The organism is Nocardia sp. NPDC050793 (genome assembly GCF_040654065.1).
Taxonomy (GTDB): Bacteria; Actinomycetota; Actinomycetes; order Mycobacteriales; family Mycobacteriaceae; genus Nocardia.
Window position 1 is genome coordinate 135,661 of the sequence record NZ_JBFAHG010000001.1, and the last position, 26,522, is coordinate 162,182.

General features: G+C 69.3%; 29 protein-coding genes. 6 read left to right on the plus strand and 23 right to left on the minus strand.

What is annotated here, in order from left to right; all coding sequences use genetic code 11:
• Positions 1-19: 19 nt before the first annotated feature.
• The 4 genes from secF to AB0H50_RS00585 all read right to left on the minus strand — a co-directional run bounded on the left by secF (position 20) and on the right by AB0H50_RS00585 (position 5,157).
• On the minus strand, positions 20-1,252 hold the full coding sequence (gene secF / locus AB0H50_RS00570) for a protein translocase subunit SecF (RefSeq protein WP_357444519.1): 1,233 nt from the start codon (positions 1,250-1,252) through the stop codon (positions 20-22).
• Positions 1,249-2,970 carry a protein translocase subunit SecD gene (gene secD / locus AB0H50_RS00575; RefSeq protein WP_357444522.1) on the minus strand — a complete coding sequence of 574 codons (1,722 nt, stop codon included), beginning with the start codon at positions 2,968-2,970 and terminating at the stop codon, positions 1,249-1,251. Before secD ends, secF begins: the two co-directional genes overlap by 4 nt.
• A gap of 103 nt (positions 2,971-3,073) precedes the next feature.
• The gene (gene yajC / locus AB0H50_RS00580; RefSeq protein WP_357444524.1) at positions 3,074-3,424 is read right to left on the minus strand and encodes a preprotein translocase subunit YajC; all 351 of its coding nucleotides are present in this window, start codon (positions 3,422-3,424) and stop codon (positions 3,074-3,076) included.
• Positions 3,425-3,666: 242 nt separating this feature from the next.
• Positions 3,667-5,157: an NAD(P)/FAD-dependent oxidoreductase gene (locus tag AB0H50_RS00585; RefSeq protein WP_357444527.1), complete on the minus strand. Its 1,491-nt coding sequence runs from the start codon at positions 5,155-5,157 to the stop codon at positions 3,667-3,669.
• A gap of 147 nt (positions 5,158-5,304) precedes the next feature.
• Here AB0H50_RS00585 and AB0H50_RS00590 point away from each other — a divergent pair, with 147 nt between their 5' ends.
• On the plus strand, positions 5,305-5,886 hold the full coding sequence (locus AB0H50_RS00590; RefSeq protein ID WP_357447125.1) for a helix-turn-helix domain-containing protein: 582 nt from the start codon (positions 5,305-5,307) through the stop codon (positions 5,884-5,886).
• 167 nt (positions 5,887-6,053) lie between these two features.
• Positions 6,054-6,623 carry a DivIVA domain-containing protein gene (locus tag AB0H50_RS00595; RefSeq protein WP_357444530.1) on the plus strand — a complete coding sequence of 190 codons (570 nt, stop codon included), beginning with the start codon at positions 6,054-6,056 and terminating at the stop codon, positions 6,621-6,623.
• A gap of 13 nt (positions 6,624-6,636) precedes the next feature.
• On the opposite strand, the gene AB0H50_RS00600 is transcribed toward AB0H50_RS00595, so the two are convergent.
• The 5 genes from AB0H50_RS00600 to AB0H50_RS00620 form a co-directional block, all read right to left on the minus strand.
• Positions 6,637-7,152, minus strand: coding sequence for a GtrA family protein (locus AB0H50_RS00600; RefSeq protein WP_357444533.1), 516 nt, complete (start codon positions 7,150-7,152; stop codon positions 6,637-6,639).
• A gap of 107 nt (positions 7,153-7,259) precedes the next feature.
• A complete protein-coding gene (gene ruvB, locus AB0H50_RS00605; RefSeq protein ID WP_357444536.1) occupies positions 7,260-8,345 on the minus strand; it encodes a Holliday junction branch migration DNA helicase RuvB in 1,086 nt (361 codons plus the stop codon).
• Between the two features lie 6 nt (positions 8,346-8,351).
• Positions 8,352-8,957 (minus strand): Holliday junction branch migration protein RuvA, encoded by a 606-nt coding sequence (gene ruvA / locus AB0H50_RS00610; protein WP_357444539.1) that lies wholly within the window; start codon positions 8,955-8,957, stop codon positions 8,352-8,354.
• Complete coding sequence (gene ruvC / locus AB0H50_RS00615) at positions 8,954-9,523, minus strand: crossover junction endodeoxyribonuclease RuvC (RefSeq protein ID WP_357447128.1); 570 nt, start codon at positions 9,521-9,523, stop codon at positions 8,954-8,956. The genes ruvA and ruvC overlap by 4 nt, the downstream gene beginning before the upstream one ends.
• 268 nt (positions 9,524-9,791) lie before the next feature.
• Entirely contained in the window at positions 9,792-10,298 is a 507-nt protein-coding gene (locus tag AB0H50_RS00620) for an O-acetyl-ADP-ribose deacetylase (protein WP_357444542.1), read from the minus strand.
• A gap of 75 nt (positions 10,299-10,373) precedes the next feature.
• Between AB0H50_RS00620 and AB0H50_RS00625 the strand changes: the two genes are divergently transcribed.
• The 3 genes from AB0H50_RS00625 to AB0H50_RS00635 all read left to right on the plus strand — a co-directional run bounded on the left by AB0H50_RS00625 (position 10,374) and on the right by AB0H50_RS00635 (position 11,668).
• Positions 10,374-10,580 (plus strand): DUF5988 family protein, encoded by a 207-nt coding sequence (locus tag AB0H50_RS00625; protein ID WP_357444545.1) that lies wholly within the window; start codon positions 10,374-10,376, stop codon positions 10,578-10,580.
• Between the two features lie 225 nt (positions 10,581-10,805).
• Positions 10,806-11,168: a metalloregulator ArsR/SmtB family transcription factor gene (locus tag AB0H50_RS00630; protein WP_357444548.1), complete on the plus strand. Its 363-nt coding sequence runs from the start codon at positions 10,806-10,808 to the stop codon at positions 11,166-11,168.
• A complete protein-coding gene (locus tag AB0H50_RS00635; RefSeq protein WP_357444551.1) occupies positions 11,165-11,668 on the plus strand; it encodes an SRPBCC family protein in 504 nt (167 codons plus the stop codon). Before AB0H50_RS00630 ends, AB0H50_RS00635 begins: the two co-directional genes overlap by 4 nt.
• 93 nt (positions 11,669-11,761) lie before the next feature.
• Here the strand turns inward: AB0H50_RS00635 and AB0H50_RS00640 are convergent, their stop codons facing one another.
• The 4 genes from AB0H50_RS00640 to AB0H50_RS00655 form a co-directional block, all read right to left on the minus strand.
• On the minus strand, positions 11,762-12,514 hold the full coding sequence (locus AB0H50_RS00640; RefSeq protein ID WP_357444554.1) for a YebC/PmpR family DNA-binding transcriptional regulator: 753 nt from the start codon (positions 12,512-12,514) through the stop codon (positions 11,762-11,764).
• Between the two features lie 131 nt (positions 12,515-12,645).
• Positions 12,646-13,479: a C1 family peptidase gene (locus tag AB0H50_RS00645; protein WP_357444557.1), complete on the minus strand. Its 834-nt coding sequence runs from the start codon at positions 13,477-13,479 to the stop codon at positions 12,646-12,648.
• A gap of 140 nt (positions 13,480-13,619) precedes the next feature.
• On the minus strand, positions 13,620-14,270 hold the full coding sequence (gene pdxT / locus AB0H50_RS00650; RefSeq protein ID WP_357444560.1) for a pyridoxal 5'-phosphate synthase glutaminase subunit PdxT: 651 nt from the start codon (positions 14,268-14,270) through the stop codon (positions 13,620-13,622).
• A 270-nt stretch (positions 14,271-14,540) separates the two neighbouring features.
• Positions 14,541-15,359, minus strand: a complete 819-nt coding sequence (locus AB0H50_RS00655; protein ID WP_357444563.1) for an acyl-CoA thioesterase II — start codon at positions 15,357-15,359, stop codon at positions 14,541-14,543.
• Between the two features lie 194 nt (positions 15,360-15,553).
• Here AB0H50_RS00655 and AB0H50_RS00660 point away from each other — a divergent pair, with 194 nt between their 5' ends.
• Positions 15,554-16,165, plus strand: a complete 612-nt coding sequence (locus AB0H50_RS00660; RefSeq protein ID WP_357444566.1) for a hypothetical protein — start codon at positions 15,554-15,556, stop codon at positions 16,163-16,165.
• Between the two features lie 233 nt (positions 16,166-16,398).
• Here the strand turns inward: AB0H50_RS00660 and AB0H50_RS00665 are convergent, their stop codons facing one another.
• From AB0H50_RS00665 to AB0H50_RS00710, 10 genes are all read right to left on the minus strand, one after another.
• Positions 16,399-16,896 carry a hypothetical protein gene (locus AB0H50_RS00665; protein ID WP_357444569.1) on the minus strand — a complete coding sequence of 166 codons (498 nt, stop codon included), beginning with the start codon at positions 16,894-16,896 and terminating at the stop codon, positions 16,399-16,401.
• A 278-nt stretch (positions 16,897-17,174) separates the two neighbouring features.
• On the minus strand, positions 17,175-18,095 hold the full coding sequence (pdxS, locus tag AB0H50_RS00670; RefSeq protein ID WP_357444572.1) for a pyridoxal 5'-phosphate synthase lyase subunit PdxS: 921 nt from the start codon (positions 18,093-18,095) through the stop codon (positions 17,175-17,177).
• A 444-nt stretch (positions 18,096-18,539) separates the two neighbouring features.
• On the minus strand, positions 18,540-19,586 hold the full coding sequence (locus tag AB0H50_RS00675) for an NUDIX domain-containing protein (protein ID WP_357444575.1): 1,047 nt from the start codon (positions 19,584-19,586) through the stop codon (positions 18,540-18,542).
• Complete coding sequence (locus AB0H50_RS00680; protein ID WP_357444578.1) at positions 19,583-20,707, minus strand: glycosyltransferase family 4 protein; 1,125 nt, start codon at positions 20,705-20,707, stop codon at positions 19,583-19,585. Before AB0H50_RS00680 ends, AB0H50_RS00675 begins: the two co-directional genes overlap by 4 nt.
• Positions 20,704-21,663 carry a phosphatidylinositol mannoside acyltransferase gene (locus tag AB0H50_RS00685; protein ID WP_357444581.1) on the minus strand — a complete coding sequence of 320 codons (960 nt, stop codon included), beginning with the start codon at positions 21,661-21,663 and terminating at the stop codon, positions 20,704-20,706. Before AB0H50_RS00685 ends, AB0H50_RS00680 begins: the two co-directional genes overlap by 4 nt.
• A 70-nt stretch (positions 21,664-21,733) precedes the next feature.
• Positions 21,734-22,396 (minus strand): phosphatidylinositol phosphate synthase, encoded by a 663-nt coding sequence (gene pgsA, locus AB0H50_RS00690; protein ID WP_357444584.1) that lies wholly within the window; start codon positions 22,394-22,396, stop codon positions 21,734-21,736.
• A 53-nt stretch (positions 22,397-22,449) separates the two neighbouring features.
• Positions 22,450-23,031, minus strand: a complete 582-nt coding sequence (locus AB0H50_RS00695; protein ID WP_357444587.1) for an HIT domain-containing protein — start codon at positions 23,029-23,031, stop codon at positions 22,450-22,452.
• Positions 23,028-25,088: a threonine--tRNA ligase gene (gene thrS, locus AB0H50_RS00700; RefSeq protein ID WP_357444590.1), complete on the minus strand. Its 2,061-nt coding sequence runs from the start codon at positions 25,086-25,088 to the stop codon at positions 23,028-23,030. Before thrS ends, AB0H50_RS00695 begins: the two co-directional genes overlap by 4 nt.
• 310 nt (positions 25,089-25,398) lie before the next feature.
• A complete protein-coding gene (locus AB0H50_RS00705; RefSeq protein WP_357444593.1) occupies positions 25,399-26,016 on the minus strand; it encodes a (2Fe-2S)-binding protein in 618 nt (205 codons plus the stop codon).
• Complete coding sequence (locus AB0H50_RS00710) at positions 26,013-26,444, minus strand: TIGR02611 family protein (RefSeq protein WP_357444596.1); 432 nt, start codon at positions 26,442-26,444, stop codon at positions 26,013-26,015. Before AB0H50_RS00710 ends, AB0H50_RS00705 begins: the two co-directional genes overlap by 4 nt.
• Between the last annotated feature and the right edge of the window lie 78 nt (positions 26,445-26,522).

The window sequence follows — 26,522 nt, forward strand, 5'->3', positions numbered from 1 at the left end:
AACCCCCTACCGTCGGTTGTCAGTGCCTCTTCTTGTTCCGCTTTCCGGACGGCCGGGCGCCCGGCCGCGGGGACTGGTCCGTGTCGCGATGCCGCCGCATCGGCGCGTCGGCCATGTCACGTCGAGCGCTGGCGGCCACCGCACGCTGCTCGGCGGCCACGCCCGCCCGCGCCGCGGCGATGCCGGAGCGCTTGGACTGTACCTTCTTGGTGTGCGCCGCCACGGGACCCCAGCGCTCCTTGATCGAGACCAGGAGCGGGGTGGCGAAGAAGATCGACGAATAAGTGCCGACCAGCAGGCCGACCAGCTGCACCAGCGCCAAGTCCTTCAGGGTGCCGACGCCGAGCATCCACACCGCGATCACCATCAAGCCGACGATGGGCAGAATGCCGATCAGCGCGGTGTTGATCGACCGCATCAGCGTCTGGTTGATCGCCAGATTGGCCTGTTCGCCGTAGGTGCGGCGGCTCAGGTGCAGGATGCCCCTGGTGTTCTCCTCGACCTTGTCGAACACGACGACCGAGTCGTAGAGCGAGAAGCCGAGAATCGTCAGGATGCCGATGACCGTCGCGGGGGTGACCTCGAAACCGACCAGCGAGTACACGCCCGCGGTGACCAGCACGTCGAAGACCAGCGCGGCCAGCGCCGCGATCGCCATGTCGCGTTCGAAGCGGACGGCGATGTAGATCGAGACGATCACCAGGAACACCGCGAGCGCCCGGAGAGCCTTCTCGGTGATCTGGCTGCCCCAGGTCTCGCTGACGTCCGAGGTGCTGATCGCGGCCCGGCTCGGATTGCCGTTCTTGTCCAGGGGCTTGAACTCCGCGAACAACGCGCCGTTGAGCTTGTCGACCTGCTGCACGTCGAGCGCCTCGGAGCGGATCAGCATCGTCGCGGTCGACCCGGTGCCGACGGTCTGCACCGAGACCGGGTCGGTGCCGATCGCCTCGTGATACACGGCCTCCACTTGGGAAGTGGTGGCGTCGCCCGCGGGGAATTGAATGCGGGAGCCGCCCTCGAAGTCGATGCCGAAGTTGAACCCGCGAAACAGGATGCTGGCCAACGCGATCAGCATGATGACGGCGGTGACGCCGTACCACATCCGCCTGCGGCCGATGACATCGATCGCGCCGGTTCCGGTGTAGAGCCGGTTGAAGAAGCCGTGCTGCGGCGCGTTCGGGCCGGGGACGAAATCGTCGAACGGCCGGTCGGCGTCCTTGCGCAGCGAGGCGCTGGTCTGGCTGTTGGTCATCGCGTCCTCACGCCTTCTGCGACTGCGGCTTCTGCGGCCCGGCGCTCACGCGCGACCTCTTGGATCGCGCCGAGCCCGTTGACCGACGGTTTCGACCAGAACGCGCTCCGTGAGGCCAGCAGCACCAGCGGTGCGGTGACCAGGAACACGACCACCACGTCGAGCACGGTGGTCAGGCCGAGCGTGAACGCGAAGCCCTTGACCTGCCCGGCCGCCAGCCCGTACAGCACCGCGGCGGCGATGAAGCTCACCGCGTTACCGGACAGGATGGTGCGGCGGGCCCGCTGCCAGCCGCGCGGCACGGCCGAACGGAAGCTGCGGCCCTCACGGATCTCGTCCTTGATGCGTTCGAAGAACACGACGAACGAGTCGGCGGTCATACCGATACCGATGATCAGACCTGCGATGCCCGCCAGGTCGAGCGTGAAGCCGATCCATCGCCCGAGCAGCACCATGATCCCGTACACGGCCAAGCCGGAGGCGATCAGCGACAGGCCTGTCAGGAAGCCGAGCATGCGGTAGTAGACGAGGCAGTAGAGCAACACCACGGCCAGGCCCACCGCGCCCGCGATCAGGCCCGCGCGCAGCGAGGAGAGGCCGAGGGTCGCCGAGACGGTCTCCGCCTCGGAGGTCTGGAACGACAGCGGCAGCGAACCGTACTTCAGCGTGTTCGCCAGTTCCTTGGCGGACTTGGCGGTGAAGGAGCCGGAGATCTGTGTGCTGCCGCCGAGCTGCGGACCCGCCTGCACCTGCGGCGCGCTGAACACCTTGGAGTCCAGGGTGAACGCGACGCGCTTGTAGAGGTACTCGCGGGTCAGGTCGGCCCACGCGTCGCTGCCTGTCGACTTGAACTGCAGGTCGACCACCCAGCGCGACTGCTGCTGATCGAGATTGGCGACCGCGTTGTCGATCTCCTGGCCGTCGATGCGGCTCTTGTCCAGCAGGAAGACCTCGGTGCCGTCCTGCGAGCAGGTGACCAGCGGCAGGTTCGGGTCGTCGTTGCCGGCGAGCGGGTCGGGCTTGGTGCAGTCCAGCGCGAGCATCGCGGCCTGCTGGGTGGCCTGGTCGGTGCTCTGCCTGGTCGCCTTGGCCGTCGCGATCTCGCGCTGCGTCTCTTCCTGCGGGGTCTCGTTCGGGTCCGCGGGCTGGGTCGGCGCCTGTGCGGGGAAGACCCGCTGCTGCGGCGCGGGCGCCTCCTCGACGGGCGCCTCGTCGACGGGCGCCTCCGGTGCGAGAGCCTCAGGTGCGGGAGCCTCGGCCGGAGCAGGCGCGGGGGCGGGCTGCCCGGTGTCCGGCACGGGCAGCTGCGCGGGCGGCACCTGCGGCACGGTCGCGCCCTTGGGCACGGCCTGCAGCACCGGACGGATGTACAGCTTGGCGGTGGTGGCGAGCGCGCGTGCCTGCTGGCCGTCGTCGCCCGGCACCGTGATCACGATGTTGTCGCCCTCGATGGCCACCTCGGAGCCGGAGACGCCGAGACCGTTGACGCGGTTTTCGATGATCTCCTGCGCCTTCTGCAGGCTGTCCTGGCTCGGCTTGCTGCCGTCCGGCGTGCGGGCGGTCAGCGTGACCCGCGTGCCGCCCTGCAGATCGATGCCGAGCTTGGGGGTCGGGGACTTGTCACCGGTGAAGAACACCAGCGCATAGATCACGGCCAGCAGCGCGGCGTAGACGCCGAGCAACCTGAGCGGATGCGCCGATCCCTGAGAAGGTGGCACAGTTCGTATCTCCTAGGCGGGAAGTCGAGAGTGGATCAGGCGCGCACACGCGTGTGCCGCCGGACGCGAGCGCGTCCGGCGCGCGGTCGTGGCGCAGCCGACGTCAGTCCTTGGTCAGCCGGGTCTCGGTCTGCTCGGGCGATTCCTCGGCGGGCGCCGCCGGGGTCTCGTCGGTACCGGTCTCGTCGGCGGTCGTCTCGTCGACGGTACGGACCTCACGGATCGCCTGCCGCAACCAGGTGGTCACGACGTCTTCCGCGATCTCCAGGTCGACCGTGTCGTCGTCGAGGTCGACAACGGTGCCCCACAGACCCGACGTGGTGATGACCGCGTCGCCGATCTTCAGGTTGTCCTGCATGGCCGTGACCTTCTCGGCCTCCCGCTTCTGGCGGCGGATACCGAGGAACATCGGCACGAGCAGGGCTACCAGTAGCAGCGGAAACAGAAGTTCCATCGTCGAAGTCAGTCCCTGTCTTGTGGGTGGGATGGACAAGTACCACCACAGTCTGCCAGCTGTTGTCGGCACTGCCACACCCGCACACCCTTGACGTGCGCCACTGGAGCCGGCTCGTGCGACGCACGGCACCTCCGATGGCATCCCGAAGCGCGGTCGGCGAGGCGGACAGGCCGCGGCATCCGGCCTAAAAAAAGGCCCCGCGACCAGGTAATTTACGGTCGCGGGGCGGTTGGTTCGGATCAGGCGGGCACGCCGTACAGGTAGTCGTCGAGCGGGAAGCTCACCGCCTGACGGTGCGTGCTGACGGTGCTGTTCGGCCGCAGCAGCGCGGCCTCGCCGTGCTGGTTGAAGTAGTAGCTGCGTGCCGTCGCGCAGTCGCCGCCGTAGAACACCGAGGCGCCGAGCCTGTCGGTGACGGTGTCCAGGAAGCGGGCGTTGGCGGCCTCGGTCACCTCGAAGGTGGTCTCGCCGCGCCGGAACAGCTCGCCGAACAGCCTGCCCATGTGCTTCATCTGGGCCTCGATGGTGGTGAAGTAGGACAGACCGCTGTAGGAGTACGGGCTGTTCAGGCTCAGCAAGTTCGGGAACTTCGGCACCGTGATGCCCTCGTAGGCCTGGAAACGGTTGTCCCGCCAGAACTTTCCGAGGTTCACCCCGTCGCGGCCGATGATCTCCACGGCCGGGAAGTTCACGTCCCACAGGTTGAAGCCGGTGGCGAGGATCAGTGTGTCGATCTCGGTCTTGTGCCCGTCGGCGGTGACGATGCCGTCGGCCTCGACATGGTCGATCGAGTTCGTCTCCAGCCGCACGTGCGGCTGGTTGAAGGTCTTGAAGTAGTGGTTGGAGAAGGTGGGGCGCTTGCAGCCGAAGTCGTAGTGCGGGGTGAGCTGCTCGCGGGTCCGCTTGTCGCGCACCTGTGCGCGCAGGTGCGCCTTGGCGAACAGGCCCGCACCCTTGTTCAACGCCCTGGCCTGCTTGAAGTGCAGCACGCCGACCACCATCAGCGCCTCGAGCATCGAGGTGTTGACCAGGCGCGCGGCCTTCTGGGCGGCGGGCACCCTGGCGAACAGCTTCTGCACCGGCGCCGGGATCGGCGCGTCGATCTTGGGCACGACCCAGATCGGGGTGCGCTGGAAGACGGTGAGCGCGGCGGCCTTCTTCGCCACCTCGGGCACCAGCTGCACCGCGGTGGCGCCCGTTCCGATGATCGCGGCGCGGCGACCGGTCAGGTCGAAGTCGTCCTCCCACGCGGTGGTGTGGATGATCTTGCCCGCGAAGGACTCGATGCCGGGGAACGGCGGCGTGTACGGCTGGGAGAGGAATCCCGTCGCGGTGAGCAGGTAGCGACCCGTGACGGTTTCACCGCCCGCGAGGGAGACCACCCAGTGCTGGCGCTCCTCGTCCCAGCGGGCGCCGTCCACCACGGCGCCGAAGCGCATCCTGCGGCGCAGGCCGTACTTGTCGGCGACGTGCTCGGCGTACTTCTTGAGCTCCTTGCCGGGGGCGAACAACCGCGACCAGTAGGGGTTGGGCTCGAAGGAATACGAGTAGGTCACCGAGGCGATGTCGACCGCGAGGCCGGGATAGCGGTTGACATGCCAGGTGCCGCCGAGATCGTTCTCGCGCTCCAGGATCACGAAGTTGCTCAGACCGAGCCGGTCGAGCTCGATGCCCGCCCCCATGCCACCGAATCCCGCACCGACCACCACGGCGTCGTATTGAGGCGCCACGTCGAACCTCCAGAAATGTGAATCAGTTGTCACGGAATGACACATCATTCCGTTTGTGACGACAGTATCATTGCCAGGGTGACGAAGCCATCCACCCGTGCGCCCCGGTCGGCGGCCGGAAACGCGCTGCAGCGACGCAAGGCCGAATTGCGGCAGGAGATCATCGACACGGCGTTCGTCTGCTTCGCCGAGAAGGGCTATCACGCCACCGGCATCGCCGACATCGCCAGCGAGCTCGGCATCGGCCACGGCACCTTCTACCGATACTTCGCCAACAAGCGCGACATCATCGATCACGTCATCGACGACCTGTCCGCCCGCATCGTCGACGCGCTCGGCACCCAGAACGCCCCGGACGCGGCGGGCTCGCTGGACGAGTACCGGGCCCAGCTCGAGCGGATCGGCACGGCGCTCTCGCGCATCCTCCTCGAGGAGCGGCGCATCCCGCAGCTGCTGCTGTTCCACGCCACCGGCATCGATGACGAACTCACCGCCCGGCTCTACGGCCTGCTCGATACAGCGGACGCGCTCACCGCGGGCTACCTGGAACACGGCGTCGAGCGGGGTTACCTGCGCGCCGACCTGGACACCGCCAACACCGCGCGCGCGGTGACGGGAATGCTGCTCGCCGGCGTCATCCACGGCATGCGCGAGCCGGACGAAGCAGCCATCAGCGGCTTGAACCAGGCGGTCCGGCGGCTGCTCATCGACGGCGTGCGCAAGGACTGACGACCGCCCGCGCGAAAACGCCCACGGCGACTACAGTGTGGGTGCACAAGCCAGTGGTTCGCATGGGGGCGTTCGTGTTTGCAAGAGACGGGTTCGGACGAGACCGCGCAGTACGAGATACCGGTATTCGGCCGGATCCGGTCGGTGACCCTGACACAATGTCGCGGATGATGACCCCCGAGGACGTGTGCCGAATCCATTTCGCCATGCCGTCGGTCGGCCATCGCGGCTATCACGCCGGCGAGGTCGACGCCTTCATGGAATTGGTCGCCGCCACCCTCGACGGTCACGGCTCGCTCACCGCCGACGACATCCGCCACGTCGTCTTCGGCACGCCACGTTTCGGCGGGCGTGGCTACCAGGCCGATCAGGTGGACGAGTTCCTGGACCGGGTGCGCGCGGAGCTCGAACACCGGCAGAACGGCACGCGCCCGCTGCCCGCGGGCAGTAGCACCGGCCCCGGCCCCGCTCCCTTGCTCACTCCCGACGACGTGCACCGGATGCGGTTCACCCAGTCACCAGTCGGCCGCCGTGGCTACCACGAGGAAGAAGTGGACGCCTTCCTGGATCTGGTGGCGGCCACCCTGGCGCACGGCGGGCCCGGCTGCCTCACGGTCGGCGACGTGCGCGCGGTCCGCTTCACCGAGGCGCGCCTCGGCACCCGCGGATACCACCGCGACGAGGTCGACGCCTTCCTCGACCTCGTGGTCACCGCGCTCGAGAAAACGCAGCACTGACGCGCGGGCCGAATCAGCCCTGGATGCTGTGCAATTCGGCCTCGCGCAGGTCGTCCGGGAAGACGAAGCGGCGCAGCGCCCAGAAGCGGAAGGCCATGGCGAGCAGCACGCCGAGGATCTGACCGGTGACGAAGTTGGCCACCGCCTGGGTCACCGGTCCCACGTGCGGCACCCGCAGATCCAGCACATACAGCGAGATCGCCTGCGGAATCATCGTGACGCCGATGCCGAGCGCGCTCACCGCGAAGAACAGCGCGGCCTCGTGGTGGCGCTGCCGCCCGCCCCTGGTGCGAAACGACCACTCGCGGTTGAGGATGTAGGACGCGATGGTGGCGATCAGCACGCCGAGCAGGCGGGCGGTGAGCGGCTTCTCGCCGAGCACCGTCAGTTTGGTGGCGTACACGACGCCCGTGTCGATGAACCACGTGATGGCGCCGACCGTCGCGAACTTGAGCAGTTCCCGGTGCTCGATCGCCTTGCTGCGATACGGCTCGGGGATGCGGTCGAGCACGGATTGAACCACCGTCATGTCCCGACTCTATCGGTGCGGATCAGGGGGCGCCGGTCGCGCGGATCCTGACAGCGGCGGGACAAGGCGTTCACCTGACGTCCGCCGGCGCACGCCGGGACCGTCGATCAGTCGAACAGGTCCAGCGTCGGATGCGGTTCCCTGCCACGGACTTCGATGGAGCCGAACACCAGGTCGGGCGGCGGCACCAAGCCGAGATGCTCCCACGCCGCGGCCGTCGCGACGCGCCCGCGCGGCGTCCGCGCGACCATGCCCGCGCGCACCAGGAACGGTTCGCAGACCTCCTCGACGGTGGCGGCCTCCTCCCCCACCGCGACCGCGAGGGTCGAGACGCCCACCGGGCCGCCGTTGAAGCTGCGGACCAGCGCGCCGAGTACCGCGCGGTCCAGGCGGTCGAGGCCGAGGGAGTCGACGTCGTAGACCTCGAGCGCGGCCTGCGCGATGGGACGGGTGATCAGTCCGTCGGCGCGCACTTCGGCGTAATCGCGGACCCGGCGCAGCAACCGGTTCGCGATGCGCGGCGTGCCGCGGGAGCGGCCCGCGATCTCGGCGGCCGCGTCGGTCTCGATGCCGACGCCGAGGATGTGCGCCGAGCGCTGCAGGATCAGCAGCAGCTCGTCGGGCTCGTAGAAGTCCATGTGACCGGTGAAGCCGAACCGGTCGCGCAGCGGGCCGGTCAGCGCGCCCGAGCGGGTGGTGGCCCCGACCAGGGTGAAGGGGGCGATGTCGAGCGGGATGGAGGTCGCGCCGGGCCCCTTGCCGACCACCACGTCGACGCGGAAGTCCTCCATGGCGAGGTAGAGCATCTCCTCCGCCGGGCGCGCGATGCGGTGGATCTCATCGATGAACAGCACGTCGCCCTCGACCAGATTGCTGAGCATGGCGGCCAGATCGCCCGCCCGCTCCAGCGCCGGGCCGGAGGTGATGCGCAGCGCGGTGCCCAGTTCGGCGGCGATGATCATCGCCATGCTGGTCTTACCCAGCCCCGGCGGGCCCGACAGCAGCACGTGGTCGGGGGTGCCGCCGCGCTGTTTGGCGCCGCGCAGCACCAGGGCGAGCTGTTCGCGGACCCGGGGCTGGCCGATGAAATCGTCGAGCGACTTCGGGCGCAGGCTCGCCTCTATCTCCCCATCGGATGTCAGATAGCGCGGACTGACCGGGGATTCGGCCGAGTCGGTTGCGTCGTGATCCATCGCGGCCTATCGGTTCTTGCCGAGCAGCGCGAGCGCGGCGCGCAGCGCGGTGGAGGTGTCGGCGGCGGGCTGGTCGGCCAGTACGGTGTCCACCGCCTGTTCGGCCTGCTTGGCCGGGAATCCCAGCCCGGTCAGCGCTTCGACGACCTGCTCGCGCACGGGGGTGAGCACCGGAGCGGGAGCGCTGCCCGGCGGGCCCGCCTGCACCGGAACGAGATTCACCTTGTCACGCAGTTCCACCACCATGCGCTCGGCGCCGCGCTTGCCGATGCCGGGCACCCTGGTCAGCGCCGCGACATTGCTCTCGGCCAGCGCCTTGCGCAGCGCCTCCGGCTCGAGCACCGCGAGCACGGCCATGGCCAGGCGCGGCCCGACGCCGGAGACCGTCTGCAGCAGACCGAACAGGTCGCGCGCCTCGGTGTCGGCGAAGCCGTACAGCGTCATCGAGTCCTCGCGGACGATCATCGCGGTGTAGAGGCGGGTTTCCTCGCCGCGGGTCAGCGCGGCCAGCGTCGAGGGGGTCGCGTTGAGCCGGTAGCCGACGCCCGCCGCCTCGACCACCGCGTGGTCGAGTGCGATCTCCAGCACCTCGCCGCGTACCGACGCGATCACCCGCGCACCGCCTTCCGTTGTTCCGCCAGTCGTTCGGTGTAGCGCCGCCGCGCCTCGGCCGCCTTGGCCTCGGCCACAGCCATCCGCTCCAGCAGCGGCGCCCGCCAACAATGACAGATCGCCAACGCCAGCGCATCCGCCGCGTCCGCCGGTTTGGGCGCGACCTGGAGACCGAGGATGCGGGTGACCATCGCGGTCACCTGCGCCTTGTCCGCGGTGCCGTTGCCGGTGACCGCGGCCTTCACCTCGCTCGGCGTGTGGAATGCCACCGGGATCCCGCGCCGCGCCGCCGCCAAGGCGATCACGCCGCCCGCCTGAGCGGTGCCCATCGCGGTGCGCACATTGTGCTGGGCGAACACCCGCTCGATCGCCACCGCCGCGGGCCGGTGGATGTCCATCCACTCCTCGGCGACGTCGGCGACCCGCATCAGCCGCTGCGCCAGCTCCATGTCCGCGGGGGTGCGCACCACATCGACGTCGAGCGCGGTGACTTTGCGGCCGAGCCCACCCTCCACGATGCTGAGGCCGCACCGGGTGAGCCCGGGGTCGACGCCCATCACCCGCACGAATTCCCCTCTCCCAGACACGAACAACTGTTCGAGAGTCTAACGGAGCGCGGCGGTTGCGGTCACCAGCGACACGGTGCGTGACCCTGGACGACGCCCGTCCTGCGCCGTCCTCCGACAAACCGGGCACAGCCGGAGCCACCGGGTCGCGCCGATCGGGCGTGACCGGACGCAGTCCGCGAACAGCCGGAGCGAGGCGGCTGATGAGCGCCGCCGAACGCAGTCCGTCTACAGCCCGCGCATGGCCGGAGCGAAGGCAGAGGTACGCCTATATCTGCGCGGCGAAGGCCGTGTAGGCGCGTTCGTCGAAGAGCACGAAGCGCACGGTCTCGACCGCGGTCTTCGCCGCGCGCACGGTCTCGACCGCGATGCGCGCGCCGTCCTCGATCGGCCAGCCGTAGATGCCGGTGGAGATGGCCGGGAAGGCGACCGTCCGCGCCCCGAGTTCGTCGGCGACTCGCAAGGATTCGCGGTAGCAGGAGGCCAGCAGCTCGGAACGGTCCTCGCCTGCCGACCAGACCGGGCCGACCGTGTGCACGACCCAGCGGGCGGGCAACCGGCCCGCCGTCGTGGCCACAGCCTTGCCGGTGGGCAGGCCCCTGCCGTAGCGCGACGCGCGCAGGTCGCGGCACGCGGCCAGGATGTCGGGACCGCCCTTGCGATGAATGGCGCCGTCGACCCCGCCGCCACCGAGCAACGAGGAATTGGCCGCGTTGACCACCGCGTCGACCGCCTGCTCGGTGATGTCGCCACGCACGAACTCGAGGGAGACCATACGGTGGATTCTCCCGCGCCCCGCGGTCCCGCGAAAATACCGAGGCCGCGGCGCTCCCGGAACTACCATCGGTTGATGAGCAACGGTGCGAAAGCCATCCTCGAAGGCGGGCCCGCGGACTTGCCGGAGCGGATCGTTCCCATCACCCCGCCGGGGATCGAGCTCAAAATCCCCTTCAAGGGCGGTTACGAACACTTCAGGGTCACCCAGCGGCAGGCCGACACCGAATCGGGTCGCCTGACCGTCTACGAGTGGTGCGACCGCACGAAGGTCGCCGAATAGCCAAGGGGCCGGCCTCTCGCGTGGGCGATCCCCGGATCGGTCGCCCACGGATGCCTCGCGGTCACGTCCGGTGCGCGCCGACCCTCGGCGCGCGCCACCGCGTACGGAGAGTTCCCTGCCGCCGTTGACATTCCGCGTGGATCGATGACCTGCGATCTTCCGCTCACCACCCTGTCCCGAATCGCTCCGTGGACAAATGCGTAACCAAGTAGTTACGCTTCTTTCGTGGACGAGGTGGCGGCGGCGATCGCCGACCCGATACGCCGGGAAATCCTGGAGATGCTGCACGGCGCCAGGCTGACCGCCGGTGCGATCGCCGAGCGATTCGAGATCAGCAGGCCCGCGGTCAGCAGGCACCTGCGGGTGCTGCGCGAGAGCGGGCTGGTGCACGACGAACTGGTCGGCAGGCAGCGCTTCTACATACTCGACGCCGAACCGCTCGCCGCCCTTGGCGCCTGGATCGCGCGCTTCGACCGGCCCGTGGGCTGGGCGCATCGCCTCGACGCACTCGACACCGAGATCTACCGGACCCGCCGGGAGCGCAAGCAGCCGCCGGGCGACGGCACCACAAGGGAGAACACGGCATGACCAAACGACCGACCGGGCGCCTGCTGCCCGCCGACCAGGGCCGCGATCTGGTCCTGACCAGGACCTACCGCGCCCCCGTCGAGGACGTGTGGGCGAGCCTCACCGAATCGGACCGCACCGCGCGCTGGTTCGGTGCGTGGACCGGGAAGGCGGGGCCAGGCCGCACCGTGAAGGTGCAGATGGCCTACGAAGAGGACCAGCCGTGGATGGAGATGACCATCGACGCCTGCGAACCTCCGCATCGGCTCGCGCTCTCCGCGATCGACGACGCCGGGTCCTGGTTCCTGGACGTACGGCTGACCGAAACCGATGGCGTCACCGAGCTGCGTTTCACCCAGCATTTGCGCACCGACGCCGAGATCGCGCAGGCGCCGCAGGTCGGACCGGGCTGGGAGTACTACATGGACATGTTCGGCGCCGCGTTGGAGGGCGCCGAAAGACCGAACTTCGACGACTACTACCCGTCGATGGCCGAGTACTACCGCGAGCAGGTCGGCTGACCCGGAAAGACGGCGAGCCCCGGCCGCATCGGGGCCGGGGCTCGCTGTGGTGCCGAATCGTTCGTCCGGACAACCTCAGTCGTCCGGTCGAGCTCAGTCGTCCAGCTGCGCGAGGACCTCGTCGGAGACGTCCACGTTGGTGTAGACGTTCTGCACGTCGTCGCTGTCCTCGAGCGCGTCGACCAGCTTGAACACCTTGCGCGCCGCGTCGGCGTCGACCGCGACCGACACCGAGGGCTGGAAGCCGGACTCGGCGGAGTCGTAGTCGATCCCGGCCGCCTGCAGCGCCTTGCGCACGTCGATCAGATCGCTCGGGTCGCTGATGATCTCGAACGACTCGCCGAGGTCGTTGACCTCCTCGGCGCCCGCGTCCAGCACGGCCATCAGCACGTCGTCCTCGGACAGGCCGTTCTTCTCCAGGGTGATGACGCCCTTGCGGTGGAAAAGGTAGGACACCGAGCCCGGGTCGGCCATGTTGCCGCCGTTGCGGGTCATCGCGACGCGCACCTCGCCGGCGGCGCGGTTGCGGTTGTCGGTGAGGCACTCGACGAGCACCGCGACGCCGTTGGGGCCGTAACCCTCGTACATGATGGTCTGCCAGTCGGCTCCGCCCGCTTCTTCACCGCCGCCGCGCTTGCGGGCGCGCTCGATGTTGTCGTTGGGGACCGACGACTTCTTGGCCTTCTGAATGGCGTCGTACAGCGTCGGGTTGCCATCCGGATCACCGCCACCCGTGCGGGCCGCCACCTCGATGTTCTTGATCAGCTTCGCGAAGAGCTTGCCCCGCTTGGCGTCGATCGCGGCCTTCTTGTGCTTGGTGGTGGCCCATTTGGAGTGGCCGCTCATTCCCTACTTCCTTCGGGTCGGTTGATGGACAACTCCACCAGCCTAATAGACGCCGTCCGCCCGGGCTTGCGCCCCCATTCCCTCGTGCGACCGGGGCAGGACCCGTGAGTCCCGCCCGGCGCGCCGAGAACTCACAGCGAGACCACGTACGCCTCCGGGAAGAACGCGCCACGGACATAGTCCGGCGACGCGTACGCGAAGCCCTTGTCGCCCCAAGCGGTGCCCCAGCTGTTGCGGACGATGAAGTGTCCGCTCGGCAGGTAGCCCACGATGGCGACGGCGTGCCCGCCGCGTTCGGTGCCCGCCGCGAATTCCTCCAGGAAGCCGCCGTTGCCGGTGGCGCTGTCCCAGGTGTCGTCCACCGTGAGGCCCGCGAGGATCGGGCTGCCGCCTGCCAGCACGGAGCGCCACTGGTTGAGGCTCTTGCCGACATTGAAATACGAGGCGATGCGCAGCGTGGCCGCGTGCGCCCAGAAGGTGTTCTCCTGACCGAGGTACATCTTGGTCTGGATGCGGAACGGCAGAAACGCCTCCTCGACGACGCCGTACTTCTTGCAGACCTCGACGGCCGCCTTCAGCTCGGTGCCCGCGCCCTCGATGAAGGTCTCCGGCCGCTGGGAGAACGCGTCGGTCTCCTTGGAGGCCATCCACACGAACCGCGGTGAGACGCGGCGCTCGTCGCTCAATTTGTTCGCGGTCACCAGGTGGTAGCGCATCAGTCCGTCGCCGGTCGCCCAGCCGACACAGGACCCGGTGTCCTCCTGGTCGCCGATGGTCCACCAGTTGCGGCGCAGGTCCACCGAGGAGGGCAGCGCGGCGACCGCGCCGAGCGCGCCGACGGCCAGTGCGTCGGTGAACGTCCAATCCCGCTCGGTATCGCGGGACGGGACCAGGTTGAGGATCCGGGACTCGGCAGGCACCGGTTCCTTCTTGCCCTCAGGGCGGGCGGGAATGACTTCGGTCATGAGCGTGCTTCGTTCGTCGGGTGGTGTCGCCACCACGTCCGGGTCGGTCCGGATCGCCCGGATGGAAGCGATGCTGCACCGCACGCAGCGCCGAAACACGAGTACTCGGTTACCCGATTCACCCGCGCTTCCGGCGCGAACTACGCAGCGCGGACCAGCTCGACGAACATGCGGTGCACCCGCAGGTCACCGGTCACCTCGGGGTGGAAAGAGGTGGCGAGCACCTTGCCCTGGCGCACCGCGACGACGCGGCCTGCGAACGGCCCGGAGGGCACCGTCGCCAGCACCTCGACGCCCTCGCCCGCCCGCTCGACCCACGGCGCGCGAATGAACACCGCCCGTACCGGGCCGTCGTCCAGGCCCGCGAAATCGAGATCGGTCTCGAAGGAGTCGACCTGGCGTCCGAAGGCGTTGCGGCGCACCGTCATATCGATGCCGGAAAGATGCTGGGCGTCCGGACGGGTGTCGAGCACCTCCGAGGCCAGCAGGATCATGCCCGCGCAGGAACCGAAGGCGGGCATGCCGTCGCGCAGCCGCGCGCGCAGCGGTTCGAGCAGCTCGAAGGCCTCGAGCAGCTTGCTGATCGCGGTCGACTCGCCGCCCGGCAGCACCAGTCCGTCCACTGCGGCCAGCTCGGCGGCCCGCCGCACCAGCACCGGCTGCGCACCGCAGTGCTCCAGCGCCGAGACGTGTTCGCGCACATCGCCCTGCAGCGCCAGCACGCCAATGGTGGGCCGGGACGACGTCTGCCGCGCCTCCGCGGCGGGTGCGGCGACCGATGATGCGTTCACCCCGCCGAGCTTACGAGCCCGGGCACTGTGGGCCCGCTCACGGTCGCCGTCAAAGTTGCGTCAACGGCGGGCCCGGATACCAGGAAGCGGGGTGACGCTCACGAATGTGGCTGCTGTTGTGCCGCGCCCCGCCATGCGGAAAATCGAAGACCCTTCCCCGCCGCGGATCGACGGCCTGGTCGCGGCCTCGAGAAATTGCCTGCACAAGGGTCGCGGTTGTGCGCGCGCTGGAGCGTCGCGGGCGAGGGCTCCGGCGAGGACGCCAAGGGCCTAGCTCCGCGGGGTGCGGATCAGTCCTTCCTGCACGACCGCGGCGACCAGTTTGCCCTCGCGGTTGAAGATCTTGCCGCCGGTGAGCGCGCGACCGAAACCGGCCGAGGGCGAGGACTGGTCGTAGAGCAGCCAGTCGTCGGCGCGGAACGGGCGCAGGAACCACATCGCGTGGTCCAGCGACGCGTCCTGGGTCGGCTCGTCGGGATGGGTGACCTTGGAGGAGCCGAGCAGCGTCATGTCGCTCATGTAGGCCAGCGTGCAGACGTGGAACAGCGGGTCATCGGGCAGCGGGTGCCGGTAGCGGAACCACACCTGCTGCTGGGAGACCACGCCGTCGCGGCGCGACACCGAATCCTGCGGCACGGTGCGAATGTCCCAGTGCTCCCATTCGCGCATCGCCCAGAGTCGTTCCGGGCTCATCGAGGTCTGCGCGTCGGGCAGGTTGTCCGGCGCCGCCACCTCGGGCATCACATCCTGATGCTCCGGGCCCTCGTCGCCGACGTGGAACGAAGCCGACATGGTGAAGATCGCCGCGCCGTCCTGCACGCCGGTGACCCGGCGGGTGCAGAAGGACCGGCCGTCCCGGATCCGCTCGACCAGGTACACGGTGGGTTCCTGCGGATTGCCGGGACGCAGGAAGTACCCGTGCAGCGAATGCACCTGGAACCGCGGCTCCACGGTGCGCACCGCCGATACCAGAGCCTGCCCGGCGACCTGACCGCCGAAGGTGCGGGCCAGCTGGGTCTTCGTGGACGCGCCACGGAAGATGTCCCGCTCCAGCCGTTCGATCTCCAATGCCTCTTCGATTGTCGCCATGCGCTGAGGTTAACCCGCAGCGTCCGGTTCCTCTCGCTCGGCCACCGGTCCCCTCGCGTGAGCGGATGCTCGGAATTCGCCAGCAGCGCCGGGAATGTCGCGCCGGTCACACCGCGCAGCGCCTTCGCCGCGGCGACTCCGCGCGATCGTGGCCGCGCGGAGCATCCCGGCGGCGCGTCTGCTGTGATGGAGCGGTGCCGCAGTTCGTGCCGATCACCCAGGACGGCCTCACCGACCTGCTCGTCGACCGGGTCCTGGCGCTCCCTGGCCGCCGCCTGATCGCCGTCGACGGGGCCGACGCCGCACAACCGGCCGCGTTCGCGAGACTCGCCGCGGAACGCCTGCGCGGGACGGGCCGGTCCGCCGATGCGCTCTCACTACACGACTACGTGCGTCCCGCCTCGCTGCGCATGGAGTTCGGCCGCGAGGACGAATACTCCTACCGCACAGCGTGGTTCGATTACGATGCGGTCCACCGCGAGGTCGTCGGCGCGCTGCGCGAGCACGGCCGCTGGCTGCCCGCGCTGTGGGACGAGGCCGCCGACCGCTCGGCCCGCGCCGCCGTCCGCGCCGCACCCGCCGATCTGGTGCTGTTCCTCGCCGGACCCATGCTCCTCGGCCGCGACCTCGCTTTCGACCTGACGGTGCGCCTGGACCTCAGCGAAGCGGCGCTGCGCCGCCTGACACCGCCGGACGAGCACTGGACCATCCCCGCTCTGCTGCGCTACGACCGCGAGAATCCCGAGATCCCAACGTTTTCGGTGCGCTGGGATCATCCCGACCGACCCGCGCTGAGCGGTACCTGAACCCTCCGCCGCGTCATATCCTGTTGCGCCGCACGGCGAACCAGCCGAATCCCCCGCCGCGCCGGTCTGGAAAGCGAAAACCCGGCCGCGATGCGCGACCGGGTGTCATCGACGGCGGTGTTCGACGAGTGGCACACACAGCGGTAGCGGAGCTTCCGCCACCCCCGACGTTGTGTGCCACTCGCCCGCCGAAACGTGTGCGGCACGATCCGCGCTCCGGCGGATCAACGCTGTCAGGCGCAGGCCGTCGACTGCTGACCGAGGTTGGTCAGCATCCCGCAAGCCCACGCCTTCTGGACCTTCCAGGTGCCGTTCTCGGCGACGAACGGCACGTCCGCGATGTTCTCCTGGCCGTTGAGCACGATCTTGGCCTTGGCGTTGATGGTGTCGCCGAAGGCGGTCACCTCGGTCACCACGACACTGGCCCCGGTCTGCTGGTAGGACTCTGCCAGCCGGCCGGGCAGCTCGGGATCGGCCTCGGCGCCCTGGATCATCGCCAGCTTCTCCTGGGTCGGCACCGCCGGGTCGAGTGCCCGCTGCAGCTGCGTGTTCAGCTGCTCCACGGTCGGCACCGGCGGCACGTTCGCCGCGGCACTCGCCCTGACGCTGGTGGTGGTGCGGGCAGGCTTGGCGTCCTCGCTCTTGTCGTCGCTGCCGCACGCCGTCAGGCTCAGCGCGGCCGCGACGGCCAGGCCTGCGATCGCGACTCTTCCGATCTTGCGAAGCTTCAACTCTGATCCTTTGCGTTCGAATCGGTCGGCGGCACCGGCGACCGTGCAGCTCGTCGTGCACCGAAACCTACTCAGCGGCTCTGTGGGAACTCTGAGATCGCGATGTGGCGGGTCGAAGAGTCGAGACGATCGCGAACCGAAACGCCCGGCCCCTGGCTGCGGCCTGGGACCGGGCGTGACGAAACGGGAAGTGCGGCAAGCCCGCGGCCCTGATCAGCGCTGCCGGACGAAGTCCGTCGAATGCCCGCGCATGGCCGGAGCGAAGGCGCAGGTACGCATCACCAGCCGCGTTCGGCGAGCCGGTGCGGCTGCGCGATCTCCTCGACGTTGATGCCGACCATGGCCTCGCCGAGACCGCGCGAGACCTTCGCCAGCACGTCGGGGTCGTCGTAGAAGGTGGTGGCCTTGACGATGGCGGCGGCGCGCTGCGCCGGGTTGCCGGACTTGAAGATGCCCGAGCCGACGAACACGCCCTCGGCGCCGAGCTGCATCATCATCGCGGCGTCGGCCGGGGTGGCGATGCCGCCCGCGGTGAACAGCACGACGGGCAGCTTGCCGGTCTCGGCGACCTCACGGACCAGCTCGTAGGGAGCCTGCAGCTCCTTGGCCGCGACGTAGAGCTCGTCGGCGGGCAGCGCGGCGAGCTTGCGGATCTCCTGGCGGATCTGGCGCATGTGGGTGGTCGCGTTGGACACGTCGCCGGTGCCCGCCTCGCCCTTCGAGCGGATCATGGCCGCGCCCTCGGTGATGCGGCGCAGCGCCTCACCCAGGTTGGTGGCGCCGCAGACGAAGGGAACGGTGAAGTTCCACTTGTCGATGTGGTTGGCGTAGTCGGCGGGGGTGAGCACCTCGGACTCATCGATGTAGTCGACGCCGAGGCTCTGCAGGATCTGCGCCTCCACGAAGTGGCCGATGCGGGCCTTCGCCATGACCGGGATGGAGACGGCGCTGATGATGCCGTCGATCATGTCCGGGTCGCTCATCCGGGACACGCCGCCCTGCGCCCTGATGTCGGCGGGCACCCGCTCCAGCGCCATGACCGCGACCGCGCCCGCGTCCTCGGCGATCTTGGCCTGCTCGGGGGTGACGACGTCCATGATCACCCCGCCCTTGAGCATCTCGGCCATGCCGCGCTTGACGCGGGCGGTGCCGACGGTGTTGGTGGTCTCGGGCGTGGTCACGGCAAACTCCTGAGTCATGTGCGCCTGTCAAGTCGCGCGGAACGAAACGACCTCATTCTAGGTGGGCCGAGAAAGCCACTTGATAGCCAGTCGAGGGCCACTGGACTGGTGCCGAGGTCGACTCGGGAGCCAGCTGGGCGCGACGTGACACACGCCATCAGCGCCGGGAACCCGGCGAACCCTTCGCTATCGAGTGGCCCTGCGCGCTCGCGGAATCGCCGGGTCCACCGGACTCAGAGCGGGGCCACGACCAGCAGCTGCGCCCAGTACTCCGCGGCCGCCGGACCCAGGATCGGCAACAGGAAATCGAACAGCAGATACGACATGAACTAGCTACCTCCAACACCAGACAGGGACTGCTCCGCACCGTCGAGGAGCACCGAATCCGGATACCCGCCGAGGCGCGATCCAGTCACGAAGCTATCACGATCGTGAAGGAGATCACAGCCGCGTCAAGAGGCCTCAGCGGATGGAACGGACCTCGGGGTCGTCGGATCCGGCCGCGATCGTGACGGCCTCCGGGAGCAGTTCGTCCAGGTGGTAGGGGTAGACGGTCTCGCCGGATCGATCGATGGCGGCGATGTCGGCGGGTGCGCACCAGCGGTGCCCGGTGATGGATCGGCGCTCGATCGCGGTGAGGTTGCCCGGATCGGGCGTGAAACCGCGCACCCGCAGCGTGAAGAACAGTTCCTCGGCGCGGATCAGCTGCCCGTCGAACGGGAACACCGCGACGCGTCGCCAGATCGGACCGCGCAGGCTCTCCGGGTCGGCGCGGTATCCGGTCTCCTCCCACAGTTCGCGCACGGCGGCGGCCCGCAGCGTCTCTCCCGGGTCCACCCCGCCGCCGATGGTGAACCAGAACGAGACCCGCGGGGTCTTCGGATCGTTGCCGCGCATCAGCAGCACCCGGTCCTGCTCGTCGAGCAGCACGATCCGCGCCGACGTGCGAATGGTGTCCACCGCGAGACCCGTCGACGCAGCGGGGGTCGCGCGCTCGGTGATCTCGAAATAGGTCGGCAGCGGCGCGGTACCGCCGAGATGGAGCACGCGCACCGACCGGCGGGTGCGCAGCGCGAGCGTGTCGCGGACCGCGTCGTTGTGGAAGCGCCGGGCGATCAGCACCCTGGCCTCCGCGTCGGCGAGTTCGGCGACCAGCTGCGGGCGCAGCAGCGCGATGTCGACGGCCGACAGCGCCGAGGAGAGCTGGTTCTCCACCGTCTCGCGCTCGGCGCGTCCGGCGCGTTCGGCCCGATCGGCCAGGCCGGACAGGTGTTTGGCCTGGCCGGCCAGCGCCGGATCGGAGACCGGACCCGCGATCGCCATCGCGACCGCGCGGGCCACCACCGCCCGCCGCGCCAGCGCCGAGTCCAGTGCCTGCCAGGACTGATCGGAGCGCACGTGCAGCCGGTCCAGCCGGTTCGCCGTCGAGTAGGCCCACACGCCGATCGCGACGACGACGGCCGCGATGAGCGCGAGAACGAGGACCGTTGTGGCGGAGAAGGTGATCATCCGGCGGCCCGCACCCGGGTGTCGCCGATGGTGACGGTCTCGTAGACGCGCAGGATCTGCTCGGCCACCACTGGCCAGTCGTATTCGCCGACCACCTGATTCGCTGTGCGCACCAGCGATTCCCTGCGCACCTCGTCGGTCAGCACGGTATCCAGCGCGGCCGCGAGCCGCACCGAATCGCCGACCGGGACGAGCATGCCCGCGGTTCCGTCGCGCAGCACCCGGCGGAACGCGTCGAGTTCGCTGGCCACCACGGCGGTGCCTGCGGCCATGGCCTCGATGAGGATGATGCCGAAGCTCTCGCCGCCGAGGTTGGGCGCCACGTAGACGTCGGCGCTGCGCATGGCCGAGGCCTTCTCCTCGTCGGAGACCTGGCCGAGGAAGCGCAGGTGCCCGGCGTTCGGTCCGGCCTCGCGGCGCAGGCGTTCCTCGTCACCGCGCCCGACGATCAGGATCTCCAGGCCGGGGTGGCGGCGCACCAGCTCCGGCAGCGCGCCGAGCAGCACGTCCATGCCCTTGCGCGGTTCGTCGTATCGGCCGAGGAAAAGCACCGTGCCGCCGGCGCGGGGATAGCCGGGCAGCATCGGCGCGCGCGCGAAGGCGGTCACGTCGACGCCGTTGGGAATCTCCACCGCGTCGGATCCGAGCGCCTCCACCTGCCAGCGCCTGGCCAGCTCCGACACCGCGATCCGGCCGCTGATCTTCTCGTGGTACGGCCGGAGCACGCCCTGAAAAGTGCTGAGCACCAACGATTTCGTGGTGGAGGTGTGGAATGTCGCGACGATCGGGCCCTCGGCGATCTTGAGCGCGAGCATGGACAGGCTCGGCGCGTTGGGCTCGTGGATGTGCAGCACGTCGAAATCGTTGCCGTCGATCCAGCGGCGAATCCTGGTGTAGGCCATGGGCCCGAAGGAGAGCCTGGCCACCGAGCCGTTGTAAGGAATCGCCACCGCGCGTCCGGCCGAGACCACGAACTCCGGCAGCGCGGTGCCCTCCGAGGCCGGCGCGAGCACGCTCACCCGGTGCCCGCGCTCGATGAGCACCCGGGCCAGGTCCACCACATGCGCCTGCACGCCGCCGGGCACGTCGAACGAATACGGGCAGACCATGCCGATCTTCACGACGCCTCGTCTCTGCCGCTGCGCGCCGCGGGCCCGGCTTGCGCGGCGGCGATCCTGGCTCGGCGTTCCTCGGACAGATCGCTCTCCCACAGCGGTTGCAGCATGTGCCAGTCGGCGGGGTGCTCGGCGATATTGGCGGCGAAACGGTCCGCCAGCAGCTGCGTCGCCGCTCCGACGCCACCCGAGACATCCACCGGCTCTTCGCATTTCAGGCCCCAGGCCTCCACGCCGCCGTCATCGACGGTAAACCAGGCGTGCACCGGCACGAGTGCGGCGCCGGTCTCGATGGCCAGCTTGGCCGCACCCGCGGGCATCCAGGTGCGCTCACCGAAGAAGGTGACCGGCACCCCGCGACCGGTGAGATCGCGCTCGCCCATCAGGCAGACGATCTTGTTCTCGCGCAGGCGATCCGCAAGCAGGCCGAACGGCGGCTGCTCGCCCCCGGTCAGCGGGAACACCTCGAAACCGAGGCTCTCACGGTAGGCGACAAACCGCTCGAACAGCGACTCCGGCTTCAGGCGCTCGGCAATCGTGGTGAGACCGCCGTAGTTCTGGACACACCACATCCCGGCCATATCCCAGTTCCCGGAATGCGGCAGCACCAAGAGAACGCCGCGCCCCTCGGCCAGCGCCGCGTCCAGGTGCCCCAGTCCGTCCACCGGCAGCCGATCCGACTTGCCCAGCGCCGCGTGATCCATCGTCGGCAGCCGGAACGCCTCGCGCCAGTACCGCGCGTAGGAGCGCATGCTCGCCCGGATCAGGTCGTCGGGCACCTGCTCCGGCGGCACGCCGAGCACGCGGGCAAGATTGCGCCGCAACTGGCTCGGGCCGCCGTTGCGCGCCGCGCGCTCGCCGCCCCAGTCGAACAGCCTGCGGGCTGTGCCCTCCGGAAGCGCCCGGACCAGTCGCCAGCCCACCGCGTATCCGGCGTCGCTCAACCGTTCCGCGATACTCACCGCTCCCCCGATCCCACATCACCGACGATACGACCGACAACCAGGAACAATGCGCGGACTTCGAGCGCGCTCACCGCGCCTCCTGCGGCGCGGCGGGCGGGATCACCTCGCGCGCGCCGGGCGAATTGCGCACCGCGAGCACCCGCTGGAACACCGTCACGATGCTGAGCACCGCGAGGATCCACATGGCCACGTGCACCGCCCAGGTGAGCCACTCGATCCCCCAGTGACCGCCGATACCGGTGAGACCCGCGCCGACGAGCACGATGATCAGCCGGTCGGGGCGCTCGATGATGCCGCCGTCGGCGGACAGGCCGCTCGCCTCGGCGCGCGCCTTGGCGTAGGAGATCACCTGCGAGGTCACCAGCACCACCAGGGTGGCGAAGAACAGCCACTTGTTGTGCTCGTGGTACACCGCCCACCAGGCGAGGCCGCCGAAGATCGCGCCGTCGGCGACCCGGTCGCAGGTGGCGTCGAGCACCGCACCGTACTTCGTGCCGCCGCCGCGGGCGCGGGCCATGGCGCCGTCGAGCATGTCGAACATGACGAACAACCAGATCACCATCGTTCCCCAGAACAGGTGACCGGTCGGGAAGAGCGTGACCGCGGCTGTGATCGTGGCGGCCGTGCCGATCAGGGTGACGGCGTCCGGCGTCAGGCCGGTGCGAACCAGCGCTTTGCCCAGCGGAGCGGTGGCCTTGGCGAACGTCTCGCGGCCGAAGAAGCTGAGCACCGGCTACACCCGCGCCCGGTCGATTCGGACGGACGACGCACCGCGACGGTTGCTCACTCCGTTTCCTTCCACGCGGCGGCGAGCAGGTCCCTGGTCTCGCGCAGCAACTGCGGCATCACCTTGACCCCGCCGACCACGGTGATGAAGTTCGCGTCCCCGCCCCAGCGCGGCACGATGTGCTGGTGCAGGTGGTCGGCCAGCGAGCCGCCCGCGATGCCGCCGAGATTGAGCCCGACGTTGAAACCGTGCGGGCGCGAGACGGCCTTCATCACCCGGATGGCCCGCTGCGTGAACGCCATCAACTCGGCGCTCTCGGCCTCGGTGAGGTCCTCCAGGTTGGCCACCCTGCGGTACGGCACCACCATCATGTGCCCCGGGTTGTACGGGTACAGGTTGAGCACCGCGTATACGAGCTCACCGCGGGCGACGATCAGGCCGTCCTCGTCGGACATCTTGGGGATGTCGGTGAACGGGTGCCCGGTGGCGTCGTTCGGGCGGGATCCCGCAGCCTCGGTGATATAGGACATCCGGTACGGCGTCCAGATTCGTTGCAGCCGATCGGGATCACCTGCGCCGATGTCCACGATCTTCCCCTGCTCCGTGTCGTCCAGGCCGTACAGCCCGTCCGCGGTCATGCCGGACCCGCCGACACGATCTCGAACCCGTCGGCGGTGGGCGAAGCGTTCTCGCGGCGCGCGATCCACGCCACGATGGTGGCCACCGCGTCGGCGACCGGCACACCGTTGACCTGGGTGCCGTCCCGGAAACGGAAGCTCACCGCGCCCGCGTTCACGTCGCGCTCGCCCGCGAGCAGCATGAACGGCACCTTCTGCGCGGTGTTGTTGAAGATCTTCTTCTGCATCCGGTCGTCGCTGCGGTCCACCTGGGCGCGGATGCCCTCGGCGTGCAGCAGCTCGATCACCCGATCCAGGTGCGGCGCAAAGGCTTCCGCGACCGGGATGCCGACCGCCTGCACCGGCGAGAGCCAAGCGGGGAAGGCGCCCGCGTAGTGCTCGGTGAGCACGCCGAAGAAGCGCTCGATGGAGCCGAACAGCGCGCGGTGGATCATCACCGGCCGCTGCTTGGTGCCGTCGGAGGCGGTGTATTCCAGGTCGAAGCGCTCCGGCAGGTTGAAATCGAGCTGGATGGTCGACATCTGCCAGGTGCGGCCGAGCGCGTCCTTGGCCTGCACCGAGATCTTCGGACCGTAGAACGCCGCCCCGCCCGGATCGGGCACGAGTTCCAGGCCGGAGGCCGAGCCGACCTCGGACAGGGTCTGGGTGGCCTCCTCCCAGATCTCGTCGGAGCCGACGAACTTCTCCGGGTCCTTGGTGGACAGTTCCAGGTAGAAGTCGTCCAGGCCGTAGTCCTTGAGCAGATCGAGCACGAAGCGCAGCGTGTCGGTCAGCTCCGCGTGCATCTGCTCCTTGGTGCAGTAGATGTGCGCGTCGTCCTGGGTCATGCCGCGCACCCGGGTCAGGCCGTGCACCACGCCGGACTTCTCGTAGCGGTAGACCGAGCCGAACTCGAAGAGCCGCAGCGGCAGTTCCCGATACGACCGGCCACGGGCGCGGAAGATCAGGTTGTGCATCGGGCAGTTCATCGGCTTGACGTAGTAGTCCTGGCCGGGCTTGCGGACGGTGCCGTCCTCGTTGAGCTCGGCGTCCAGGTGCATGGCCGGGAACATGCCGTCGCGGTACCAGTCCAGGTGCCCGGAGACCTCGAACAGATGCCCCTTGGTGATGTGCGGGGTGTTCACGAACTCGTAGCCCGCGGCCACGTGGCGGCGGCGCGAGTACTCCTCGAGCTCCTTGCGGATGATGCCGCCCTTGGGGTGGAACACCGGAAGGCCGGAGCCGAGTTCGTCGGGGAAGCTGAACAGGTCAAGTTCCAGTCCGAGCTTGCGATGGTCGCGGCGCTCGGCCTCGGCGAGCAGGTGCAGGTGTTCGTCCATGGCCTCCTGGGATTCCCAGGCGGTGCCGTAGACGCGCTGCAGGTCCTCGCGGTTCTGGTCGCCGCGCCAGTAGGCGGCCGAGCTACGGGTCAGCTTGAAGGCCGGGATGAACTTGGTGGTGGGGATGTGCGGGCCGCGGCACAGGTCGCCCCAGACCTTCTCACCGGTGCGCGGATCCAGGTTGTCGTAGATGGTCAGCTCTTTGCCGCCGACCTCCATGACCTCGGGATCGTCGATGCCGGACTTGTCGCTGATCAGCTCGAGCTTGAACGGCTCGCCCGCCAGCTCGGCGCGGGCCTCGTCGATCTCCACGACGCGGCGCGAAAAGCGCTGCGCGCCTTTGACGATCTTCTTCATCCGGGATTCCAGCTTGGCCAGATCCTCGGGGGTGAACGGGCGGTCGACCCGGAAGTCGTAGTAGAAGCCGTCCTTGATGGGCGGGCCGATGCCCAGCTTGGCCTCGGGGAACTCCTGCTGCACGGCTTGCGCGAGCACGTGCGCTGCGGAGTGCCTGATCACGCTGCGGCCGTCCTCGGTACTCGCGGCGACCGCCTCGACCTCGACGTCGGTGTCCGGGGTCCAGGAAAGGTCCTTGAGCGCGCCCTCGGCATCCCGCACCACGACGATGGTGTCGGGCCCCTTGGTCGGTAGACCCGCTTCGCGCACCGCGGCGCCCGCCGTAGTCCCGGCCTGCACCCGGACGAGGGTGGCTGGGCTGATCGGGGCTGAGGTGGTCACGGCGGCGCTCTCCTTGGCGTTACGTGGGCGGGCCTGTTCCCGCGGCGTCACCGGGCGGCAATCGCTCCGGCGCGACCAATGCTAGCGGTCCCGCCGCCGTGCGATTCGCGCCGGTCGCGAGCGCCTCTGGCCTGGCCGCACGAGCCGGTGGCCGCGTTGCATGCCGGGTTCTGGGCGTATTGGTGCAGGGGTCGGTGCGCTCGCGAAACCTGGTGTCGCCGTGGGGTAGCTCGTTGTCGGCGTGTCGGCACCCATCTTGCAGCACATCCGGGCGCGCGCAACTCGAATATCGCGGCCGCGAGCGTGCGGATCAGGACTGCGCGGCGAGCTTCGCGAGCAGCGCCTCGCGTTCGGCGGCGGGGCGCTTGGGGCAGCTCGTGCACATCTCGCAGCCCGGGATCTCGAACACCAGGCAGCAGGAGATCCGGCGGACGAAGGTGCGGCCGCCGATCGTCACGAAGCGCGGTTCGGGCAGTCTCCCGCCCACCAGGGCGGCCAGTTCGGCTCCCGCTTCGCCGTCGCCCGCGTCGAGGGCGCGGTTGCCCATCGCGTCGGCGGCGATGGCCCAGAGCGCGGGCACGCCCGCGCCGGAGACTGCGGCCACGGCCGGGATCACCACGGCCAGGGTCTCGCGCAGCACCGCCGCGGACCGCGCGGCATCGGTGGCAACACAGGCCGCGATCCGAACGCGCTCGACGCCGCCGTCGGGCCGGATCTCGCAGTCGATGCGGTCGAGCGCCGGTTCCGGCGGCGGCTGTCCCGCCGCTGCGGCGCGTGCCAGCGGCTCCACCAGCGCGGAGGCGACCATGCACCACCACAGCGTGCCCGCGATCCGCGGCGACGAGGTGCCCCATGACCGGCCCATCTCCGCGATCCGCGCGGTCAGCCATTCCGGCCGCGTGAGCGTCGTGCCGGGGACCGTGCTCACCGCGCCAGGGGACTGCGCAACCATTCCGATTCGACTCCGATCCAGCCGCCGACCAATCCGAACGTGCCGAGAACCCAGAGCGTCGCGACAACCAGCAACACAGTGGCTATTGCCGCGGTCGCCCGCATGGCCGCGCCCCGCGAGGCATACCAGGCCATACCCTGCCGGTACCTGTCCCGCAGCCAGGTCAGCGCCCGGCGCGCCCAGGCGAATTCGGTGGCGAGGATGCCGAGTCCGGCGAACACGATCGCCCAGCCAGGACCGGGGTACGGAATCGCCAGGATGCCGAGAGCCAGCACCAGAAGGCCGATCACCGCCACACCGATCCGGTAGGCGAGATTCAGCGTAGGCCGGTTGGCCACTCCGGTGCGGAAGGCGCGCCACCCGGTCGGCTCGTCGGTCGGTTTCTGGTCCAGCTCGGCACTCACATCAGCCAGCGTACGAGAACATCGGAGCCCGGAATCGCTCTCACACGCTGGCAAACATGGAGAAACCCGCGGGAACCG

Bases quoted from the DNA above. Each gene is read 5' to 3' on its own strand.
- AB0H50_RS00600 (WP_357444533.1), bottom strand. From the start codon at position 7,152: ATGACGGTGGTTCAATCCGTGCTCGACCGCATCCCCGAGCCGTATCGC.
- AB0H50_RS00625 (WP_357444545.1), top strand. From the start codon at position 10,374: ATGAGCAACGGTGCGAAAGCCATCCTCGAAGGCGGGCCCGCGGACTTG.
- secF (WP_357444519.1), bottom strand. From the start codon at position 1,252: ATGACCAACAGCCAGACCAGCGCCTCGCTGCGCAAGGACGCCGACCGG.
- AB0H50_RS00620 (WP_357444542.1), bottom strand. From the start codon at position 10,298: ATGGTCTCCCTCGAGTTCGTGCGTGGCGACATCACCGAGCAGGCGGTC.
- AB0H50_RS00640 (WP_357444554.1), bottom strand. From the start codon at position 12,514: ATGAGCGGCCACTCCAAATGGGCCACCACCAAGCACAAGAAGGCCGCG.
- yajC (WP_357444524.1), bottom strand. From the start codon at position 3,424: ATGGAACTTCTGTTTCCGCTGCTACTGGTAGCCCTGCTCGTGCCGATG.
- AB0H50_RS00645 (WP_357444557.1), bottom strand. From the start codon at position 13,479: ATGACCGAAGTCATTCCCGCCCGCCCTGAGGGCAAGAAGGAACCGGTG.
- pdxS (WP_357444572.1), bottom strand. From the start codon at position 18,095: ATGACTCAGGAGTTTGCCGTGACCACGCCCGAGACCACCAACACCGTC.
- AB0H50_RS00655 (WP_357444563.1), bottom strand. From the start codon at position 15,359: ATGGCGACAATCGAAGAGGCATTGGAGATCGAACGGCTGGAGCGGGAC.
- AB0H50_RS00635 (WP_357444551.1), top strand. From the start codon at position 11,165: ATGACCAAACGACCGACCGGGCGCCTGCTGCCCGCCGACCAGGGCCGC.
- AB0H50_RS00675 (WP_357444575.1), bottom strand. From the start codon at position 19,586: ATGATCACCTTCTCCGCCACAACGGTCCTCGTTCTCGCGCTCATCGCG.
- ruvB (WP_357444536.1), bottom strand. From the start codon at position 8,345: ATGGATCACGACGCAACCGACTCGGCCGAATCCCCGGTCAGTCCGCGC.
- AB0H50_RS00695 (WP_357444587.1), bottom strand. From the start codon at position 23,031: ATGACCGCGGACGGGCTGTACGGCCTGGACGACACGGAGCAGGGGAAG.
- AB0H50_RS00595 (WP_357444530.1), top strand. From the start codon at position 6,054: ATGATGACCCCCGAGGACGTGTGCCGAATCCATTTCGCCATGCCGTCG.